The sequence below is a fragment of the Acidisoma cellulosilyticum genome (assembly GCF_020621385.1).
Taxonomy (GTDB): Bacteria; Pseudomonadota; Alphaproteobacteria; order Acetobacterales; family Acetobacteraceae; genus Acidisoma; species Acidisoma cellulosilyticum.
In genome coordinates this window covers 129,685-147,569 of the sequence record NZ_JAESVA010000008.1, presented here as the reverse complement: position 1 = coordinate 147,569, position 17,885 = coordinate 129,685, and the positions used below count along the sequence as shown (strand labels likewise).

The 17,885-nt window shown below is 60.5% G+C and carries 18 protein-coding genes and 2 pseudogenes; 11 read left to right on the top strand and 9 right to left on the bottom strand.

Features of this window, described 5'->3' with window-relative positions; translation table 11 throughout:
- Window positions 1–242: 242 nt before the first annotated feature.
- A complete protein-coding gene (locus ACELLULO517_RS20685) occupies window positions 243–2,009 on the top strand; it encodes an ABC transporter transmembrane domain-containing protein (protein ID WP_319796443.1) in 1,767 nt (588 codons plus the stop codon).
- 6 nt (window positions 2,010–2,015) lie between these two features.
- Here the strand turns inward: ACELLULO517_RS20685 and ACELLULO517_RS20680 are convergent, their stop codons facing one another.
- Window positions 2,016–2,669 carry an arylesterase gene (locus tag ACELLULO517_RS20680; protein WP_227309317.1) on the bottom strand — a complete coding sequence of 218 codons (654 nt, stop codon included), beginning with the start codon at window positions 2,667–2,669 and terminating at the stop codon, window positions 2,016–2,018.
- A gap of 40 nt (window positions 2,670–2,709) precedes the next feature.
- Here ACELLULO517_RS20680 and ACELLULO517_RS20675 point away from each other — a divergent pair, with 40 nt between their 5' ends.
- The 5 genes from ACELLULO517_RS20675 to ACELLULO517_RS20655 all read left to right on the top strand — a co-directional run bounded on the left by ACELLULO517_RS20675 (window position 2,710) and on the right by ACELLULO517_RS20655 (window position 8,469).
- A complete protein-coding gene (locus ACELLULO517_RS20675) occupies window positions 2,710–3,411 on the top strand; it encodes an ABC transporter ATP-binding protein (RefSeq protein ID WP_227309316.1) in 702 nt (233 codons plus the stop codon).
- Entirely contained in the window at window positions 3,408–5,933 is a 2,526-nt protein-coding gene (locus ACELLULO517_RS20670; protein ID WP_227309315.1) for an ABC transporter permease, read from the top strand. Before ACELLULO517_RS20675 ends, ACELLULO517_RS20670 begins: the two co-directional genes overlap by 4 nt.
- Before the next feature lie 398 nt (window positions 5,934–6,331).
- Window positions 6,332–6,559: a hypothetical protein gene (locus ACELLULO517_RS20665; protein ID WP_227309387.1), complete on the top strand. Its 228-nt coding sequence runs from the start codon at window positions 6,332–6,334 to the stop codon at window positions 6,557–6,559.
- A gap of 340 nt (window positions 6,560–6,899) precedes the next feature.
- On the top strand, window positions 6,900–7,220 hold the full coding sequence (locus ACELLULO517_RS20660; protein WP_227309314.1) for a helix-turn-helix transcriptional regulator: 321 nt from the start codon (window positions 6,900–6,902) through the stop codon (window positions 7,218–7,220).
- Complete coding sequence (locus ACELLULO517_RS20655; RefSeq protein ID WP_227309313.1) at window positions 7,204–8,469, top strand: type II toxin-antitoxin system HipA family toxin; 1,266 nt, start codon at window positions 7,204–7,206, stop codon at window positions 8,467–8,469. The genes ACELLULO517_RS20660 and ACELLULO517_RS20655 overlap by 17 nt, the downstream gene beginning before the upstream one ends.
- A gap of 301 nt (window positions 8,470–8,770) precedes the next feature.
- Here the strand turns inward: ACELLULO517_RS20655 and ACELLULO517_RS20650 are convergent, their stop codons facing one another.
- Together ACELLULO517_RS20650 and ACELLULO517_RS20645 are read right to left on the bottom strand one after the other, a co-directional pair.
- Window positions 8,771–9,625, bottom strand: coding sequence for an SDR family oxidoreductase (locus tag ACELLULO517_RS20650; RefSeq protein WP_227309312.1), 855 nt, complete (start codon window positions 9,623–9,625; stop codon window positions 8,771–8,773).
- Window positions 9,626–9,721: 96 nt separating this feature from the next.
- Window positions 9,722–10,441, bottom strand: a complete 720-nt coding sequence (locus ACELLULO517_RS20645) for an SDR family NAD(P)-dependent oxidoreductase (protein WP_227309311.1) — start codon at window positions 10,439–10,441, stop codon at window positions 9,722–9,724.
- Between the two features lie 213 nt (window positions 10,442–10,654).
- On the opposite strand from ACELLULO517_RS20645, the gene ACELLULO517_RS20640 reads away from it, so the two are divergent.
- A complete protein-coding gene (locus ACELLULO517_RS20640) occupies window positions 10,655–11,557 on the top strand; it encodes an AraC family transcriptional regulator (protein WP_227309310.1) in 903 nt (300 codons plus the stop codon).
- A gap of 173 nt (window positions 11,558–11,730) precedes the next feature.
- Here ACELLULO517_RS20640 and ACELLULO517_RS20635 read toward each other — a convergent pair whose 3' ends face one another.
- Together ACELLULO517_RS20635 and ACELLULO517_RS20630 are read right to left on the bottom strand one after the other, a co-directional pair.
- Window positions 11,731–12,621: an alpha/beta fold hydrolase gene (locus ACELLULO517_RS20635; RefSeq protein WP_227309309.1), complete on the bottom strand. Its 891-nt coding sequence runs from the start codon at window positions 12,619–12,621 to the stop codon at window positions 11,731–11,733.
- A 14-nt stretch (window positions 12,622–12,635) separates the two neighbouring features.
- Window positions 12,636–13,409: an SDR family oxidoreductase gene (locus tag ACELLULO517_RS20630; protein ID WP_227309308.1), complete on the bottom strand. Its 774-nt coding sequence runs from the start codon at window positions 13,407–13,409 to the stop codon at window positions 12,636–12,638.
- Between the two features lie 45 nt (window positions 13,410–13,454).
- Here ACELLULO517_RS20630 and ACELLULO517_RS20625 point away from each other — a divergent pair, with 45 nt between their 5' ends.
- Window positions 13,455–13,949: a winged helix-turn-helix transcriptional regulator gene (locus ACELLULO517_RS20625; RefSeq protein WP_227309307.1), complete on the top strand. Its 495-nt coding sequence runs from the start codon at window positions 13,455–13,457 to the stop codon at window positions 13,947–13,949.
- Between the two features lie 139 nt (window positions 13,950–14,088).
- On the opposite strand, the gene ACELLULO517_RS20620 is transcribed toward ACELLULO517_RS20625, so the two are convergent.
- Window positions 14,089–14,319, bottom strand: coding sequence for a hypothetical protein (locus ACELLULO517_RS20620; protein ID WP_227309386.1), 231 nt, complete (start codon window positions 14,317–14,319; stop codon window positions 14,089–14,091).
- Window positions 14,229–14,426, bottom strand: a complete 198-nt coding sequence (locus tag ACELLULO517_RS29065; RefSeq protein WP_227309306.1) for a helix-turn-helix domain-containing protein — start codon at window positions 14,424–14,426, stop codon at window positions 14,229–14,231. The genes ACELLULO517_RS20620 and ACELLULO517_RS29065 overlap by 91 nt, the downstream gene beginning before the upstream one ends.
- Before the next feature lie 222 nt (window positions 14,427–14,648).
- Here ACELLULO517_RS29065 and ACELLULO517_RS20610 point away from each other — a divergent pair, with 222 nt between their 5' ends.
- The 3 genes and pseudogenes from ACELLULO517_RS20610 to ACELLULO517_RS20600 form a co-directional block, all read left to right on the top strand.
- Window positions 14,649–15,491, top strand: a complete 843-nt coding sequence (locus ACELLULO517_RS20610; protein WP_227309305.1) for an alpha/beta hydrolase — start codon at window positions 14,649–14,651, stop codon at window positions 15,489–15,491.
- A 31-nt stretch (window positions 15,492–15,522) separates the two neighbouring features.
- Window positions 15,523–15,651, top strand: a pseudogene (locus ACELLULO517_RS20605) (IS6 family transposase); the annotation flags it as partial.
- 46 nt (window positions 15,652–15,697) lie between these two features.
- Window positions 15,698–15,934: pseudogene (locus tag ACELLULO517_RS20600) on the top strand (transposase); the annotation flags it as partial.
- Window positions 15,935–16,211: 277 nt separating this feature from the next.
- On the opposite strand, the gene ACELLULO517_RS20595 reads toward ACELLULO517_RS20600, so the two are convergent.
- Window positions 16,212–17,078: an HlyD family secretion protein gene (locus ACELLULO517_RS20595; RefSeq protein WP_456304397.1), complete on the bottom strand. Its 867-nt coding sequence runs from the start codon at window positions 17,076–17,078 to the stop codon at window positions 16,212–16,214.
- A gap of 30 nt (window positions 17,079–17,108) precedes the next feature.
- Window positions 17,109–17,864, bottom strand: coding sequence for an SDR family oxidoreductase (locus ACELLULO517_RS20590; RefSeq protein ID WP_227309304.1), 756 nt, complete (start codon window positions 17,862–17,864; stop codon window positions 17,109–17,111).
- Between the last annotated feature and the right edge of the window lie 21 nt (window positions 17,865–17,885).

Here is a 17,885-nt window from a genome sequence, read left to right as displayed (position 1 = left end):
AATCTGTCGAATAACTACCCCGGCGTCAAAGATAGATTGTTTGCTTTATTTGATTATCAGAAAAATAGTTTTGCGCTGACAATAGTCAGTGTGGCGAACCCTGATGCAATGTGTGCCGGCCGTGTCGATGCGGGGCGTTTCCGCCGCATGAGGCTCAGAAACGTGCCGCTAGGAGCGTTTTATTGGATGTGTGGTAGAACCGAGGGCCTAATCTCAGCTGCCACACAACTAGGACAAGCCGCTTGCCCCCTAAGCCGAGGCTAAAGGCCACACGGATAACCTCACTGGCGCTCTTGCTGCCGTACCTGCGGCCATACCTGGGCAGAGTCGTTGGCGCTTCTGCTTCACTGCTGATCGCCGCTGGATTGGTTCTGGCTCTCGGGCAGGGTCTGCGCCGGCTGATCGACAAAGGCTTCGCTAATGGCAGCATGGCCCATCTGAACGGCGCGGCTCTCGCGATGTTCCTGGTCGTCGCGGCACTTGCCTGCGCCACCTTTATCCGCTTCTCCCTTGTCTCCTGGCTTGGGGAACGCGTGGCGGCCGACCTTCGGCGGGACATGTTCCAGCGCGTGCTCACACTGTCGCCAGCCTTCTTCGAAACGGCGCGCACGGGCGATATTTTAACCCGCCTGACGGCGGATATTTCGGTGCTGCAGGCGCTGATCGGCTCGGCGATCTCGCAATGGATTCGAAACGGCCTTCTGCTAGTCGGTGCCTTTACCATGCTGCTGGTGACGAGCCCCAAGCTGGCCGGCCTCGTGGTGCTTGTTGTCCCCTTTGTTGTGGCGCCGCTCGTCTTGTTCGGTCGCCGGGAAAAACGGCTTTCGCGTGCAGCGCAGGACCGTATCGCCGATCTCGGCGCCTATGCGGAGGAAACCATCAACGCTCTTCGCACCGTTCAGGCTTTTACACATGAAGCGGCCGACCTTGCCCGATTCTCGACGGATGTCGAGCATTCGGTGAATGCGGCGTTGCTCCGGATACGCACGCGCGCGACGCTCCTGCTGGTCGTGATTCTGCTTGGCTTTGGTGCGATCGTCTTCAGCCTCTGGGTCGGCGGACGCGATGTGATCGCCGGTCGGATGAGTGGTGGCGACCTTTCAGCCTTCGTTTTCTACGCTGTTCTGGTCGCAAGTTCCGGCATGCAGATGAGTGAGTTGTGGGGGGAGTTGCAGCGCGCTGGAGGGGCTGCCGAGCGGCTGAGCGAGTTGCTGGATGAACAGCCATCCATCACAGCGCCGGCTAAGCCGGCTTTACTGCCGCTCCGGCCTGAGGGGCGGGTAGCATTTGAAAACGTCGGCTTCACCTATCCGGCGCGACCGGAACAACCGGCCCTTTCAGGATTTTCTCTCATCGTGGAGCCGGGCGAAACAGTGGCGCTGGTCGGTCCCTCAGGTGCGGGAAAAACCACAGTGTTCCAGCTGCTGCTGCGCTTTTATGACCCCGAGAGTGGAGTTGTGCGTCTGGATGGTGTGGACATCGCCCAGGTCGAGCCATCCAACCTGCGTAGCCGCATTGGCATCGTGCCGCAGGATCCCGTGATTTTTAGCACCACTGCCTGGGAAAATATCCGCTACGGGCGTCCGGACGCGACGGAGGACGAGGTCCGCGCCGCGGGCCACGCCGCGCATGCCGACTTCCTTCACGATCTGCCCCAAGGCTATGACACCTATCTTGGCGAGAAGGGGGTGCGTCTATCCGGTGGGCAGCGGCAGCGTATCGCCATTGCACGCGCCATTCTGCGGGATCCGGCCGTGCTGCTTCTCGACGAGGCAACCAGTGCTTTGGACGCAGAGTCGGAACTGGCTGTGCAGACAGCCCTTATGGCCCTGTCTCGAGGCCGTACCACTCTCGTCATTGCGCATCGCCTGGCGACCGTGCGGCGCGCCGACCGCATTGTCGTGGTTGAGGCTGGTCGCATCGTCGCGACCGGCACGCATGAGGAATTGATGGAACAAGGCGCACTTTACGCGCGTCTCGCCCGGCTTCAGTTCACGGCCGAAGTTTAGGCGAGGCTAATCAGGCTTGGTCTGTTTCGGCTGAGCCTTCTCTGCTTGGGCGACCAGCCGCAACACGATGGGCAGCAGCCGATTGACTTCGATAGCGACGCCGGCCGCGTTGGGATGGAGCCCATCCGCCTGCGCGTATTCGGGGTGGCCGGGCAGACCCGCCAGGAAGAACGGATCGTAGATCAGACCCGGCCGCTTGCCTAGGTCGGTGAACACAGCCGTGTAGCGGTCATCGTAGTCTACACCGAGATTGGATGGCGCGATCATGCCGCTCAACAGCACGGGAATATGTCGCGACTGGAGCTTGTCGAGAATATAGCTCAGGTTGTGCTTCATCAGTGACGGATCGAGTGCCCGCAGGGCGTCATTTCCACCGAGCACCACGATTGCGGCGTCGATGGGACCGCCGCCAAGGGCCCAGTCTAGCCGTGCGGCTGCATCAGTTGTTGTGTCTCCGGATACCGCAGCATCAACCAGCGTAACATCGACATTCTTTGCCTTCAGCGCTTCCGCCAGCTTCGCCTGGAATCCGTCCTGGGTGGGAAGGCCATAGCCAGCGGTGAGGGAATCACCCAAGATCATCAGATGCACGGGTGCCGCGTCGGCCCGGCCTGTGGTCATCAAAGCAGCAACGGCAAATGCGGCAAGCCCGAGCGTCAAGCGCTGTCTAATACTTAAGCGAGGCCTATATGAGTGTCGCATGACCGAATTAATTCCCCCAGGTGCCACAGCACTCCTTCCGCCGATCATCAGCCTGCGTGACGTAAGGTTGAGCATCCCTGTTGCCGCCGCCAAGGTCGATATCTTGCGGGGAATCAATCTTGATGTCGGGACTGGGGAGACGATGGGCATTCTCGGTCCTTCGGGTTCTGGCAAGACCAGCCTGCTGATGCTGGTGGCTGGGCTGGAGCGGGCGACCGGCGGCGCTATCACCGTGGCCGGTACCAATCTTGGTGGATTGGATGAAGATGCGAGGGCCCAGTTTCGCCTTGCCAATCTGGGGATCGTCTTTCAGTCCTTCCACCTTATCCCGACCATGACCGCCGTGGAAAATGTCGCCATCCCGCTGGAGCTGGCGGGAAGGGGGGATGCAGCGGTAGTGGCCGCCGAGGCGCTGCGCCATGTTGGTCTCGGCCACCGTCTCATGCATAGGCCGGCGCAGCTGTCCGGGGGGGAGCAGCAGCGGGTGGCGCTTGCCCGTGCCTTCGCGTCCGGCCCGCGCATCCTGCTTGCAGACGAACCGACCGGCAACTTGGACAGTGAGACAGGCAAGCGGGTCATGGATATGCTTTTTGACCTCTGCGGCCAAACAGGCACGACCCTTTTGCTAATTACGCATGACGCGGCGCTTGCCGCTCGCTGCAGCCGTAGGGTGACGATGACCAATGGCGTCCTCGCGTGATCCGTGTGGCCTTGCGCATCGCGTTGCGCGATCTGCGCGGCGGCACCCGTGGGCTTATCATTGTGCTGCTTTGTCTTGGCGTCGGAGTCGCTTCGATCGCTGGTATCGGCTCGCTCCGCGCAGCCCTTGGTCAAGGGCTGGCGGAGGACGGCCGCGCCATTCTCGGCGGCGATTTTTCACTTTCCACCAGCCTCGCGCCCTTTCCGGCAGGATTGTCCGTCTGGCTAAATGCGCGCGGCGCGCAAGTGTCGGAGACGGTCGAGACCCGTTCCATTCTGGTCGCGCCATCGGGCCATCGGCTCCTGGTGGCAGCCAAGGTCGTCAGCCCTGGCTGGCCGCTGATCGGCAAAGTGACGACACAGCCGTCCGATCAATTCGCCAGGCTAGAAAACGGGCCAGATGGTCGTCCTGGCCTGATATTGGATCCGACCGCGGCGCAGACGTTGAAACTTCATCCGGGAGATGAGGTCACGCTTGGCGGTGTAAAGCTTGCCTATCGCGGGACGATCACAGATTCACCGGACCGGATCGCCGATAGCCGCCTCTTCGGGGTTAAGGCTTTCGTGTCGCTACCCGCTTTGGCCGGTTCGCCGCTCGTAACACCGGGCGGATTGGTCAACTTCAATCTTCAGGCGGCAGTGCCGCCGGGTGCGTCGGTTCAAGCGACACTGGCCGCCCTCAAGATGCAATTCCCGCATAATACGTGGCGGATCCGTACGACGGGCGACGCTGCGCCCGATCTATCCCGCTTCGTCGACCAAGCGGCCCTCTTCATGACGCTGCTTGGCTTGTCCGCCTTGCTCGTCGGCGGCATCGGTGTCGCCAACGGCGTAGAGGCCTGGCTTGCGGCGCGGGCTCGAAGCATCGCGACCCTGCGCTGCCTCGGCGGCTCAGCGCGCATGGTCAGTCTTATCCATGGGCTGCAGCTCGCTATACTGGGCATTCCGGGAATTCTGGCTGGCCTGATGGTGGGGGCAATTCTCCCGGCGCTTGTTCTCCCGGCTCTGCGCGACACGCTTCCAATTCCGCATCATGTTGGATTGTATCTGGGCTCTCTGGCTCTGGCAGGGACTTTCGGGCTGCTCGTCGGAATCATTTTCGCACTTGGGCCGCTTCGCCGAGCCGCCGCAATTCCAGGCGCGGCCTTGTTCCGCGCAGCGGCGCTCCCGCCACGGGTGCCATGGCGACCGCTATCGGCACTTATTCACCTGCTTCTGGTTGTTTTGCTAATGGCGCTCGCCGCGCTGTCGGTCCCACGCCCAATTCTGGCCCTTGGGTTCTGTGTCGGGGCCATTGCGACGCTTGGCATACTCCGGGGCGTCGCGGCCGTTCTGCGCTGGTTGCTTCCGCACCTGCCTAAGTCGCGCAATGCGGCGGTATCTTTGGCTTTGCGCCGCCTGCATGGACCAGGCTCGCCCTTACCGCTGATGTTGATGTCGGCGGGAGCCGGTCTTACCGTGCTCGTTGCGGTCGCTGAGATCCGGGCCAACCTCATGGCCGAATTCGCGGGTGAACTGCCTCAGGAAGCCCCTAGCTTCTATTTCATCGATATCCAACCGGCCGAGCTGCCGACCTTCGAAGCCGTCGTGCGAAACACCCATGTCGTTCATGATCTCAAGGAGTTGCCAAGTCTTCGAGCCCGCATTCTGGCGGTGAAAGGCGTTCCGGTGGCGCAATTCCGTCCCAAGGGGCAAAACGACTGGCCGCTCCGCACCGATGTCGGCTTTACCTATGCGGCCAAGCCACCGACCGGCACACAGTTGCATACCGGACAATGGTGGCCCGATGACTATCTGGGACCGCCAGAAGTCTCCTTCGACGCGCGGATCGCGGATGCCTGGGGGATCGGCGTCGGCGACACACTGACGGTGAGCGTTCTGGGCCGTCAATTTGATCTAAAAATTGCGAACCTGCGCGATATCCACTGGCAATCCCTCGGGCTGAATTTTCTGATGATCGGCACGCCGGATCCGTTTGCTGGCGCACCCCACACCATTATAGCCACTCTGAAGGCGGACCCTGGGCAGGCAGGGACGGTCCTGGCTGCCGTGACGGACGCTTTGCCGGGCGTCACGGGTATCGACGTGGGCCAGGTGCTGCAGTCGCTCAAAGGATTGCTCGGCCAGATCGGAACCGCCATCAGCCTCGTCGGACTTGTCGCGCTTCTGGCGGGTGGTCTTGTCCTCGTCAGTGCCATTGCGGCGGAACGCGAGCGGCGCATCGCTGAAGCCGTCGTGCTCAAAACACTCGGTGCGACCCGGTCCCAAATCCGCCTGTCTTGGCTGACTGAATTTGCGATTGCCGGCGGTATAGCCGGCATCGCCGCCGCGATCCTTGGAGACCTCGCGGCAGCGGTCACCATTCGCCAAGTTTTCCACACTGAATGGCATTTCCTGCCCGGCATCATGCTGGCGACGATCCTTGTGAGTATCTTCGCCATGATGGCACTTGGCTTCGTCTCGACCGAGCGAGTTTTGCGCCAACCCGCAGCGCCGCGGCTGCGGTTGGAAAATGGCGGATAGACAAAACGTTCAGCGAGAGCTTGGTCGCAGCGGCCGCAAATAAGGCAGATTGCAGGTGAGTATCGCTTCCAGGGCACCCTGATCAGGGCCTTCTACATCTCGGGCTGCACCTGATTGGTGGGCGCCGAGGTCTGCGCCGTTTTAAAGATTGCAAACCCGGGCGACGCAGCGACATGGCTCGATCTCGACGAAAAGGGTGTCGGTGTTACCGGGACGCTTTGGCAGCCCCCAGGCGGTCAATGTCGCGACTGAGAGCGTGACTGCCAAGCGGCCATCGCCCAAACTTGCCCGTCGTCGCCGCGGGCCACCGCGCCGCTTAGCCCCTACCCATTAACGCGAGCCTTGATCCTACGCTCGACGAGAATTTTTTCAGCGTCCGGTTCGGTCAGCTTACCCCGATGGAAAAGCAATATTTGCGCGGTATGACCGAACTGGGGCCGGGTCCCAGTCGTTCTGGGGCTATTGCAGCCCAGCTCGGCAAGAAGTCGGCGGCCGTCGCTGTCATCCGAGACCAGCTCATTGCCAAGGGTATGATATTCAGCCCGAATTTCGGCGAGACCGCATTCACGGTTCCATTATTCAACGAGTTTATGAAAAGAATAATGCCGTTTAGCACTCCGCAATAGGCGCGGATTGGCATCCCGCGGTGCTTCATACATGGGGATCGGCACGGACTGTTGTTACCCCTTAATATTCGGACAGTGCGCCCCACCAGTTGAAGTTTCTTTGAGAGAGCCATGAACTCCCGAGGGGATCGATAGCCGAGTGCGCGGTGCGGATGCAACGCGTTGTAATGCTCAAACTCATGTGCAGAGTTTGCCAGAGCCTCCCCATCCCAGCAACCTGACAGCACCCGCTGGCGGGACCCTAAGACTCACCAATGCAGGAGTGAGGTCAAAAGCTTGCCTTCTCTAGAGAAGCCGGATAAAAGCATCTTATTTTCTATTTGTGATGGCTTTATCCGACATGTCAAAGCGCCAGCAGTTTTTGTCAGGACCGGAGGAAGAGGAGCTGCGGCTGCTTGGCAATCGAATCCGCCTGGCCCGGATCCGGCGAAGCCTCACGCAGGCAGAACTGGCCGAGAGAACAGGCTTTCATCGTTCCACCCTGGTCGATCTTGAAGCAGGCAAACCAGGGGTTTCTATAGGTGTGATGGTAAGCGTGCTTTCGGCTCTCGGGCTCCAAGGTAGGCTCGCGGAAGTGCTGCAAAAAGATGAACTCGGTGAGGAACTCGAGATGGGCGCCCGGAAGAGGGCCAGAGGATCGAGCGATGTGGCAGATTTCTAAGGACGGCCGCATCGACCGACTCGTCGTCTATGCCCATCTGGCGGAAGGGCCAGCCCCGGTAGGCCTGCTCACGTTCGAGAGAGGCGGACAAAAGCGTCTATCGTGGTTTCGCTATGCCAAGTCCTGGCTTAGCAGGAACGACAGATTCGCCCTCGATCCCGCAATTTTGACGCTCAAAAGCAGTGCATTCAATGGCCTGCCACATGAGGTGCCACTGCCTTTCTACGATTCGGCCCCGGATGGCTGGGGCAAGTCAATTATCGCAGCGGCCTTTCCGAGCCAGACATTTGGCATGGGCGAGTTTTTGGCTGCGGCGGGCGATGAGCGGACGGGTGAACTGTCCTTTGGCCCGACACCGGGTAGCGGACCGCTACGCTGGCTGCCAGACGGGCAGCCGCTCCTCACACTGCCGTCCGGCGATGACACGCTGCCGGAGCTGTTCAAAGCCGCAGAGGCCGTTGAGGCCGGCCGCGCCACCACTCACCATCTGCAACGGCTGTTCCGGAATAGCGCTGACCAGGGAGGCGCAAGACCGAAGGCCAATCTGCTCCATGATGGCGTTCTGCACATGGTGAAATTCCCGGCCGCCGGTGATCGTTTTGACGACCCGAAAGTGGAGGCGACCTGCCTGTCGCTCGCCGCGGCGGCTGGTATCGAGACGCCGGCGCATGTAACCCAACAGATCGGAAACCGGACCATGCTGCTGGTCCGCAGATTCGATCGTGGCGGCAACGGCGAGCGTCGCGGCTATGCCAGTGCCAGCACGCTCCTCCAAGCTGATCCGACCCAGTTTTATGCGCAGTTCACCTACATGGATCTCGCGCGCCGAGCCCAGCTGGCCGGCGTTCAACCCTGCTGGCTCGATCTGTTCCGCCGCATGCTGTTCAATTGCTTCATCCACAACACCGACGACCATCTGCGCAACCATGGCTTTATCCGCGATCACGGCAAGTGGCGTTTGTCGCCGATCTTCGATCTGTCGGTTCATCAACCGCAGAGACTGGTCTTGGCGCCCGCGAAGGGTATTTCCCCGGAAGCCAATCCGGCGATCGCCCTACAAGCTCACCGTCATTTTGGCATTAGCCGCATCGATGCTGAGCTTATTTATGACGAACTCGTCGCCGCCATGGCCGTATTGCCGAAGATCTTGGACAACTATGAAGTCACCAAACGTGACCGAGAGACTTTGGCCGCGATGTGGGTGCATGCATTGAACCCACCAACGCTTGCGAGGGCGGGCGACTCATAAGTCCCGAGACCGCCCGTTCCGCGGCAGTGTCGGCTAAAGCGAGAAGCGCCAAGCAAAGATATATGGTGGTGTCCGTATTGCGAAAGGGCAAGCCTTAGAAGGGACCTTCCTCTCCGCTCATAGCCGTATGCACAGCCACTTCCAGCTCCGCCGCCATCTCATTCCCGCAGCCGATTATCGCTCCTTTCGTAAGGCGGCTTTCCGTGTCTGGCGGGATGTCGCTTGCATCACAATCACGCCGTGACTTGGCAATCGTTCATGTCCAAACGCACAAGCGCTCCAACAACTTGACAGCACCGCTTTAACCCCGCAACGCCGCCGCAATGCTGTCCTTCATCGAAGTTGTCGGCCGTCCGATCAGCTTCGAGAGGGCGCCGCTGTCGTGGAACAGCTCGTCGCGCGAGGCAGCGACATCGGCGTCGACCAGCAAAGCGGCGAAATCGTCCGGCAGGCCGATGCCCGTCAAGACGTTTTGGTAGGCCTCCGCGGACAGGTCGTTATAGACGACCGGTTTGCCCGATTGATGGGCCATCTCCGCCGCGAGGTCCGCCAGGGTGAACGCTTTGTCCGCCGCGAGCTCATAGGTCTTGCCAGCTTGATCGGGGGCGGTCAGCACCGCGACCGCGGCGGCGGCATAGTCTGCCCGCGGTGCCGAGGAGAAAAGCCCGTCCTTAGCCGCGCCCACGAAGGCGCCGTGCTCCAGCGCGGCGGGAAGCGCCATGAGGTGATTTTCAGTGTACCAACCGTTGCGAAGAATGGCAGCGGGTAAGCCGGACGTTGCAATCGCTTCCTCCGTTTGGCGATGTTCTAGCGCGAGCTGAGCTCCGGACGTATCGGCATGCAACATGCTCGTATAGGCGAGCAGCGACACTTTCGCCTTCTGCGCCGCCTCAATGACCGCGCGATGCTGGGGCAGGCGGCCGCTCACCTCGGTCGATGAGATCAGCAGCAATTTGTCGACGCCCGCCAAGGCGGTGGAGAGCGTCTCGGGGCGGGAGTAGTCCGCCTCTCGAACGATCACGCCGCGCGCCGCGAGATCCAGCGCCTTGGAGGGCGTGCGAACAGCGGCGACGATTTGGCTCGCCGGCACGGTCTTGAGAAGAAGCTCGATGGCGAGGCGCCCGAGTTGGCCGGTAGCACCGGTGACTGCATACATGGGACTATCCTGTCTGAGGGTTATGAGGAATGGATGGGAAAACGGCGTCGGAACGTGGCGTCGACACATCGCGCTTAGCCCCTGCCGCCGCTGACTTCACCACGGCAGGGTGCAGTGATCGTTGAGGAATCTACCTGTCTGGGTGGCGTCCTCCGAAATCGCTAGTTGGACGATGATCTCGGCGGCCTGCTCGACCGTCCGGTAACCCATCTGATTGGTGAAATCCGTCGCGGTATAGCCGGGGTCGGCGCTGTTAACGCGGATGCCGAACCGCGCAAGGGCCTTGGCGAACGACACTGTGACGCCATTGAGCGCGGTCTTGGAGCTGTTGTAGCCCAGGATGTTGACACCCCAGAACGCGCCGCCCGGATCACTTAACGAACTCAGCGAACCCAGTTCGCTGCTGACGTTGACGATGTTCGCCGAACCCGCCGCTTTGAGCAGCGGAACGAAGGCTTGGATCACGCTGATGGCACCGAACACATTGACCTCATAGACGTGGCGGATGTCATCCAGGTCTTGTTCCATCGGATCGACATACGCGCCGGAAATGCCCGCGTTGACAATGAGGGCGTCAAGCGTGCCGTCTTCCGCCGCGACGCGACCCGCGGCGGCTTTCACACGCACCGCGTCATCGACTGCGATGTCGATGGTGCGCACGTCATAGCCGTGAGCGCGCAACGCCTGCGCCGCGGTCTCGCCGCGCTCTGCGTCCCGGGCGCCGAGCCAGATACGATAGCCAAGCTCGCCAAGCCGGCGGGCGGTCTCAAATCCGATGCCCTTGTTGGCGCCGGTAATCAGAACAGTCTTAGCCATGGTCATTCTCCATTATGTGGAAGCGTGATTGAAGCGGCATGTCTGCCCGGGCAGAAGCAAGCCTCTCATTAGCCTGCTGGGACGATTGGCAAACCCTTTGCCATGGTGTCGACGCCAGCGGATAAATATGCTTCGTTCCAGTGACAACAAAATGTGTTGGAGGCCGCGCCGTCTCTGGTGGCGCCTTTCTCCCACCGCTGGAGAAATAGAGCCATGGCCGAACGGCTGGAAAACTTAACAGATCGTCCGGATGGAAGTGCCGCGACTTCTGTGAACAACGATTTGCTGTCGCAAGTCTTAGCACAAATTCGCCTAACAGGTGACGGCGTTGTTTTGACGACAGTTGCGAGCAGCGAAGCGCTCCCGCTCGCCTCCCATGCAGGCGTTGTCTGCTTGGTGACTGACGGCAACCTTCTCTTTGAAAGCGATGACGATCCGGCTGTTGACGTTGCGTCGGGCGATCTCCTGTTGCTCCCGCATGGTGGTGGCAATCGTCGGTTGTCGGCGTCTGGGGGCCCGGCCAATGCCGTAGTTTGCCGTTTCCGCTTCGATCCGGACAGCCTGCGTGGCATGATCATGGCGCTCCCGAACTTTATCCATATCGATGCAGTGGAAGGGGCAAGCTGGCTTGGGGGCCTCCTACATTTCATGATGATCGAGGCGAGCGACATCCAGCCTGGCGCGGGCCTCATGATCTCCCGCTTGATCGACCTCGGTGTCATTCGCGCGCTACGCACCTGGATCCAGCGCGGACAGACCAGCGGCTGGCTGGGCGGGCTGGCCGATGAGCGGATCGCCCGCGCACTGAAGGCCATCCACGACGCGCCCATGCAACGATGGAGCATCGACACCCTGGCTGGGATCGCTGGCATGTCGCGCTCGAACTTTTGTGAACGATTCGCGGCACTCGTGGGCCGTTCGCCGCTGCGCTATCAGAACGAGTGGCGTCTGACCCTGGCGCGCGACCTGCTCCGTCGGCGGCATGCGCGCGTTGGTGAGATTGGGTTGAGCATCGGCTATGAATCCGAAGCAGCGTTCAGCCGCGCCTATAAAGCTCTGTTCGGCCATTCCCCACGCGGCGACTACAACCTGGACGATCGTTCCGTTTCCACCTGACTACGTCACCGCTCGGAATGAACTTTGCAGATACTCATCATCCCTTATTTCGCGCGCAAGATCGCGGACAGGGAGGCATAAACGTGTAACCAAACTCACACTATGCGCAATTAGAGGTCGCTGACCGTATAGTGTGATATTGTAAGGCATAGCGGTGGCTGCGCTGGTCTAAGTCAGATTGTGCAAGAAGAAGCAACTGGGTTGTCAGTCACTAAAAATGAAATCAGCGCCCGAGCAATGGGCTCCGGATTGCCGCCACGGTCCATGTTCCAAGGTCCAGAATGGTCGAGGCCCTCGAATTCGATGCGCTGAGCATTGGGCAGCACTTTCTCAAGGGTGGTCAGCGCGGATTTTAGATAGTCCGGACTGCGATCACCACCAAGCAGCAGGACCTCTTTTTGCAAGGCTGCGAACGACGACGCTTCACCGTCCATGCTGCCGACGACGTTGAAATCGTATCGCATGGCAGGGATCAATTCGCTGAGAGGCGCGTAGCGTCCGGACCCCTGGCGTTGCTCTCGATACATTAGCCGTTGGGTCCCGAACCGGAGGATCCACTGAGGGACGTATGCCAGAATTTTCGGCCCAAGCTTGACGATCCTGCTGGCCTGGACGAGCGCCGCAGCCAATCGACCTTGCTCTACCAGTTCGTTGAATTGCTTGATCGCGGGGTGAGAAATGCCTTCCGGAACGAATGGCGGCTCATAAACAGCGGCCTTCTCGATCGGCCGCAGTACCGCCGCTGCGGCGAGCGCGATAATGGCGCCTGAACTCAAGCCGAAGATGTAAGGCGCACCGCTGTGATCCACCAAGCTTGCCAAATCCTCGATATCGCGACGGATCCTGTGTTCGGGGTTATAGGCGAGCGGGCTCATGCCTCGGCCCCGGCGATCGGGAAGATAGACCGTGAAGCTGGCGGCCAGAGACCGCGCCAACTCGTCGTAATTCGTGGCCGTGCCCATGGCGCCCTGAACAAGAATGAGGCCAGGACCCTTCCCGATCATCCGATAACCGATCGAGGTGCCGTCGGCCGAAGTCACGGAGCCGTAGCTATCGTTGAGCATGAGATTTGCCTGATCTATGCCGCTTTGGCGCCGAGTTGGCTAAGCTTGATCATTTGTTTGAACATGAATCCGGGCGCCACGCGGCTCGCGATCTTCAAAACGTTGGCGAGGCCAGGCCGGATCTCCGCCTTACCGGCCTCGATCCCGGCAATCGCGCGACGCACCAGCTGCGCCGGATCCATGCCCTTTTCGCCCTTCATCTCTTTTTCGAATTCGCCTCGGAACAGCGGTGTTTCCACGCCCGGCGGAGCAAGCTCGACGACGGTAATGCCAGTACCCGCGAGTTGCGCGCGCAGGCAGAGCGTATAGGCATGAAGCGCTGCCTTGGCGGCGCAATAGATCGGCGCGGCCGGGAAGGGCACGAAGGCCAGACCCGAGGACACATTGACGATGAGTGCGCTCTTCTGCTGCCGTAGATGGGGCAGAAACTGCTCAACCATCCACATTGGGCCGTTGAGTCCCACCTCGATCTCGCGCGTCACATTACGAAGATCGCGAGACTGCCCAAGTCTCAGATTGCGCATGACACCGGCGTTGTTGACGAGCGTGTCGAGCGCTGGGAAGCGGGCGAGTACATCCTGATGCAGCGTCTCGATCGCCTCTGGATCGCTCGCATCGCTCCGGAACGTATGGATACCAGGCAATGCTAATTGGACGGCTTCGAGCTTGTCCTGGGCCCGACCGGTGACGATGACCGTGTTGCCGCGCCCGAGCAGTTGTCGTGCCATTTCCAGGCCGATACCGCTCGTGCCGCCGGTAATCAAAACCGTTCTCTGTTTTAACATCATATGAATCTCGCAGGCCGGGGTTTTCGCTTGTGTCCTGAATATGTCTTGACTACTTTCGATTGGAAAGAAGGCACCAAAAAGTTCTATACTTACCAAAAGGAGAGCATCGTGGGTGGCTTGACCCATTTCACGGCGGAAGAGATTGCTAAGGCGCGGCGATACGCGATCGCCACCCCTCCAACTGATCTGGATCCTCGGATAGAGGCTCTGGTTCATGACCTCATCGGCCGTGTCGCCGACAAGTGGACGATGATGGTGCTGGAGGTCCTGGCCGAGCATGGCGAACTCCGCTTCACACGACTGAGCGAACTTGTCGGCGGCATCAGTCAGAAGATGCTCACCCAGACCTTGCGGCACATGGAGCGGGACGGCTTGTTAGTGAGAACGGTCTTTCCGGTCGTTCCGCCAAAGGTCGAATACAGACTGACGGGACTAGGCTTGAGCCTCGGCTCCGCATTCTGCGGCGTTTGGGTATGGGCGGCGGAAAATCTCCACCAGGTCGATCAGGCGCGCCAAGCCTTTGACGGCAAGGCCGTTTAGCCAGCGTCGCCCGTTAGGGTCCGTTGTTTGGATGAAAACTCCTGGCCCGGGCGACCCCGTTCCAAGGATCAATGCCTGGCAGGCGTCGCCAAGGGTGAGGTGAATGAGCCGCTGGGCGACGAGCGGCGCCATAGCGGCATCATATTTTTCCGCCAAAAGCTGTGTGATCGCGGCCCGGAGCGGTCGATGGCCCGCATCCCGCAATAAATGTCTCAACACCGGCGTTCTGCCGACCTCCCCCGACGATCGCGCGGAAGAGGTGAATGCTGTCCGGGCTGGTTAAGCCGTAGGTAAGCGCCAGCAACAGTTCCCGCAGCCGCTTGCCGATGGGCAAAGAACTCGGCGGCGGGTCGACCACCTCGGGCGGCACATCGCCTCCACCAGCGCTTCCTTCGACTGGAAATGGCGGTAAATCGTCTGCTTGCCGACGCCGGCTTCTGCGGCGACGCGCGAGCCCACACGAGAGCAAATCGCCATTAGCGAGACCTCGATGCTAGGTTTCCGGAAGAATGGACAAGTTTCTCAGCTCTTCCGTCATGGCCAAACTCCTCTCAGGGATAGAGAATTAACCTCATTAAAACAGCGCGGTCGTCTGAAAGCGTCACGCATTTAGGATGAGAATATCTATCACCGGCTTAGAGAAGCCTAGCAAAATACTTTGCGGATCTTCCTCCAAAGCCTTCAAACAGGAGCTTACAAATGAACCGTTCAACCGCCTCCAAAGGCACGATCGTTTTGATCCACGGATTGTGGCTAACCCCGAAGAGCTGGGATCAGTGGAAAGCCCGCTACGAGCGCGCCGGATACAGCGTTGTCGTTCCGGCCTTCCCCGGCATCAGCGACGACATCGCCGATCTGCGCAAGAACCCGTCGGGCTTGAACGGCCTGAGCATGGGGACGATCTTCGACCACCTCGCCAAAGTTATCGATGGCATCGTGGCGGAAACAGGCGAACAGCCAATCATCATGGGCCACTCGCTTGGCGGCCTCGCCGTCCAAATACTGCTCGACCGTGGATATGGAAAGGCCGGGATCTCTATCCATGGCGGCCAGTCGGCTGGCTTCGTCACGCTGCCGCTGAGCGTGCAGCGCGCGACGCTGACGATCTTCGGCAAGCCCTGGAACATGGGCGGCACGGTGCTGCTCAGCCCGAAGCAGTTCCACTATGCCTTCACCAACACGATGTCGCTGGAAGCGTCGAACCGCGTACGGAATGGAATGCAGGTGCCCGCGCCGACCTGGCCGATATGGCAAGCCGCGTTTGGCATGCTGCGCAACAAAGGCGACGCCAGGATCGATTACGCCAAGGCTGATCGCGCCCCGTTACTCTTCATTGCCGGGGGCGCCGACAACATCGTCCCCGCTTCGGTCAACCGCAAGAACGCCGCGATGTACAAGACCGGCGTGATCGAGGTGAAGGAATTCCCCGGCCGTTCGCACTTCACCTGTGGCCAGGACGACTGGGAACAGGTGGCGGATCACGCGCTCGCCTGGGCTGAGTCGCAGACAGCACAGAGGCCGAAACTCATCCACGCCGCCTAGTCACATCCGGAATGCCGCCCTGACAGCACCGCCCCGCGCCCTCATCACAGATAAACCGAAGAGCTGAGGCCTGGCAAAGCGTGAACTGCTGCCGGACGTCGAGCATCGAGAGAGCCGCTACCTGAACAACCGAGCAGAGAACTCACATCGGCCAAGCCGATGACGAGAGCGACAGATGCAGCGGTTCAAGTACGGGCGAGACGGTGGCAAAGGCGGCGGCGGAAGGCATCAGGCTGGAGGTCGTCAAACTGCCTGAAGCCAAGAGAGGCTTCGTTCTCTCGCCCAGACGATGGGTTGTGGAAAGATCCTTTGCCTGGGCCACGCGGTGCCGCAGACTGGTCAAGGACTATGAACGCGTTGCGACCACCTTGGCCGGGTTCCACGTCATCGCCTTCGTCGGACATATGCTCAAACAAGCCGCACACCTCATCCAGTGTGCATGACACGCTCTAGAGCAGATCCCGGTCAGATGGAATCATCTGCCGGGTAAAGATGCTCGCAAAAACAATAAACTAGAGCGGCACCTGTGAGCGTAAGCGAACAGGAAACGCTCTAGTGATCGGCAAGATATCGCGAATGTCGCTTTTCCACCGCCAGCATAGCCCATGGCCGCTGCGAATTCGGACAGATCAAATACTTTGCCGAAGGGCGTCCTAAAAAGTGGATTCTCGATGCAAGCTTCAAGGTCCTGCAACATGGCGGAGAGACGTTTTTTGTCTCTTACAGTCGCGCTTTCGAAATTGCTGAATCCGCGCTCTGGATCAGTTGGGCCTGCGCCTCGAGTACAGAGGAGAAGGTCTCGTCGAGATCGGGGGGCACCTGGTCGAGACTGCCGCTCCCGTCCGGCTGGGCCGGTATCCCGAGTGAGGCGCGAATCTGATAGACCTCGGCCAGGGTCTGGGTGAGTTCCGCGCCAGCCGTTGCAAGCTCCGCCTGCCGTTGGTCATAGATCTCCTGCGGCACATCGGATCTCGCGACGAGTTGCTGCGCCCGAGCGAATTCAACGCGCGCCAGCGCCAATGCGGCTTTGCTCTTCTCGACTGCGGCGACCCGCGCGTGCAGGAGCGCGATCTGGCTGTCGACCTGCTGTACCGCGCGTTGCAGGTCCCAGCGTCGGCTTCTTGCTTGGGCTTCGATTGCACGTACTGAGGCGATGGCGGCTTGAAGGTCTGCTTGCGCCTTATCGACAGCGGCCTGCTTCTCGGAAGCCGCGATCCGATAAGGCTCCTTGTTCAATTCGACGAGAAGTTCTCCCTTGTGCACACGATTGTTGTCATCCACCAGGACGCGAGAAACCTGCCCAGCGACGCGGGGTGCCACAAACGTCACGTGCCCATTCACATAGGCGTCGTCGGTGGAGACGGTGCTGAGCATAGCCTCGACCCAGGGGATGCCGACCACCAACAGCGCCACAAGCACGGCAACACCGAGCCCCCCGACAATAAGTCGTTTTCGGCGACCAGTCTTTCCGCTTTGCGGATTTGTCTGCGGGGCCTCTAGGTTCGGCGCAGCCGATGCCTCTTCTTTGTCAACTGGCTGCGCATTGGCCGGGCCCGCGTCGTTGTTTTGCTCGGTCATGTCGGGCACTGACGCGTCTTCGCTCAGAGTAAGCGGCGATCAGGCTGCGGCCGGCATACGGCGGAGCCATTCGTTCAAATCAATGTGGCCGAGCCGCGCTTGGCCCAATGGCACGAGCGAGAGCTCCTGAACCTGGGCGCCAAAGTATCGCGCCTCGGGGTCACTGACGACCTCTCGGCTGTCGCCGACCGCCCTGAGGTAGCGAGCGACGATTTCGTTGAACGGGGCGCGTTCCGGGCCAGCGATATCGATGATACCGTTTTGGGGCGCGGCGACCACCATATCGGCCAAGATCTCCGCCACGTCGTCCGCAGCGATGGGCTGAAACAGGCCGGATGAGAGCCTGACCACGGTTCCATCGGCACTTGAAGCGGCAATGCCGCTTAGGAATTCCAGAAACTGGGTCGAACGGATGATAGTATAGGGGGTAGTTGCACTCTGAATCACTGCTTCCTGGGCCAACTTCCCGCGCAAGTAGCCACTTTCCAGAAGGCGGTCGGCACCGACGACCGACAGGGCAACGTGGTGCCTTACGCCAGCCTCTGCTTCGGCCGCGAGCAGATTGCGACTGGATGTCTCGAAGAACGCTAGAATCGCCGCATCCTCGAAGGAGGGCGGGTTCGTCACATCGACCACAACCTGAGCGCCCGCGAGTGCTTCCACCAAGCCTTCGCCGGTCACGGTGTTTACGCCCGAAGTGCGCCCGGCCGCCACGACATCATGGCCGCCAACGCGGAGTATGGTGACGGTCCGCGATCCGATGAGGCCGCCTCCGCCAACAATGACGATCTTCATAGTTTATCTCCTGAGAAAGGG

What these genes read in the sequence shown, in the direction of transcription:
- ACELLULO517_RS20650 (WP_227309312.1), bottom strand. Translation starts at nt 9,625, where the DNA reads ATGTATGCAGTCACCGGTGCTACCGGCCAACTCGGGCGCCTCGCCATC.
- ACELLULO517_RS20630 (WP_227309308.1), bottom strand. Translation starts at nt 13,409, where the DNA reads ATGATGTTAAAACAGAGAACGGTTTTGATTACCGGCGGCACGAGCGGT.
- ACELLULO517_RS20645 (WP_227309311.1), bottom strand. Translation starts at nt 10,441, where the DNA reads ATGGCTAAGACTGTTCTGATTACCGGCGCCAACAAGGGCATCGGATTT.
- ACELLULO517_RS20640 (WP_227309310.1), top strand. Translation starts at nt 10,655, where the DNA reads ATGGCCGAACGGCTGGAAAACTTAACAGATCGTCCGGATGGAAGTGCC.
- ACELLULO517_RS20660 (WP_227309314.1), top strand. Translation starts at nt 6,900, where the DNA reads ATGTCAAAGCGCCAGCAGTTTTTGTCAGGACCGGAGGAAGAGGAGCTG.
- ACELLULO517_RS20675 (WP_227309316.1), top strand. Translation starts at nt 2,710, where the DNA reads ATGACCGAATTAATTCCCCCAGGTGCCACAGCACTCCTTCCGCCGATC.
- ACELLULO517_RS29065 (WP_227309306.1), bottom strand. Translation starts at nt 14,426, where the DNA reads ATGGCGATTTGCTCTCGTGTGGGCTCGCGCGTCGCCGCAGAAGCCGGC.
- ACELLULO517_RS20655 (WP_227309313.1), top strand. Translation starts at nt 7,204, where the DNA reads ATGTGGCAGATTTCTAAGGACGGCCGCATCGACCGACTCGTCGTCTAT.
- ACELLULO517_RS20665 (WP_227309387.1), top strand. Translation starts at nt 6,332, where the DNA reads ATGGAAAAGCAATATTTGCGCGGTATGACCGAACTGGGGCCGGGTCCC.
- ACELLULO517_RS20635 (WP_227309309.1), bottom strand. Translation starts at nt 12,621, where the DNA reads ATGCTCAACGATAGCTACGGCTCCGTGACTTCGGCCGACGGCACCTCG.
- ACELLULO517_RS20590 (WP_227309304.1), bottom strand. Translation starts at nt 17,864, where the DNA reads ATGAAGATCGTCATTGTTGGCGGAGGCGGCCTCATCGGATCGCGGACC.
- ACELLULO517_RS20610 (WP_227309305.1), top strand. Translation starts at nt 14,649, where the DNA reads ATGAACCGTTCAACCGCCTCCAAAGGCACGATCGTTTTGATCCACGGA.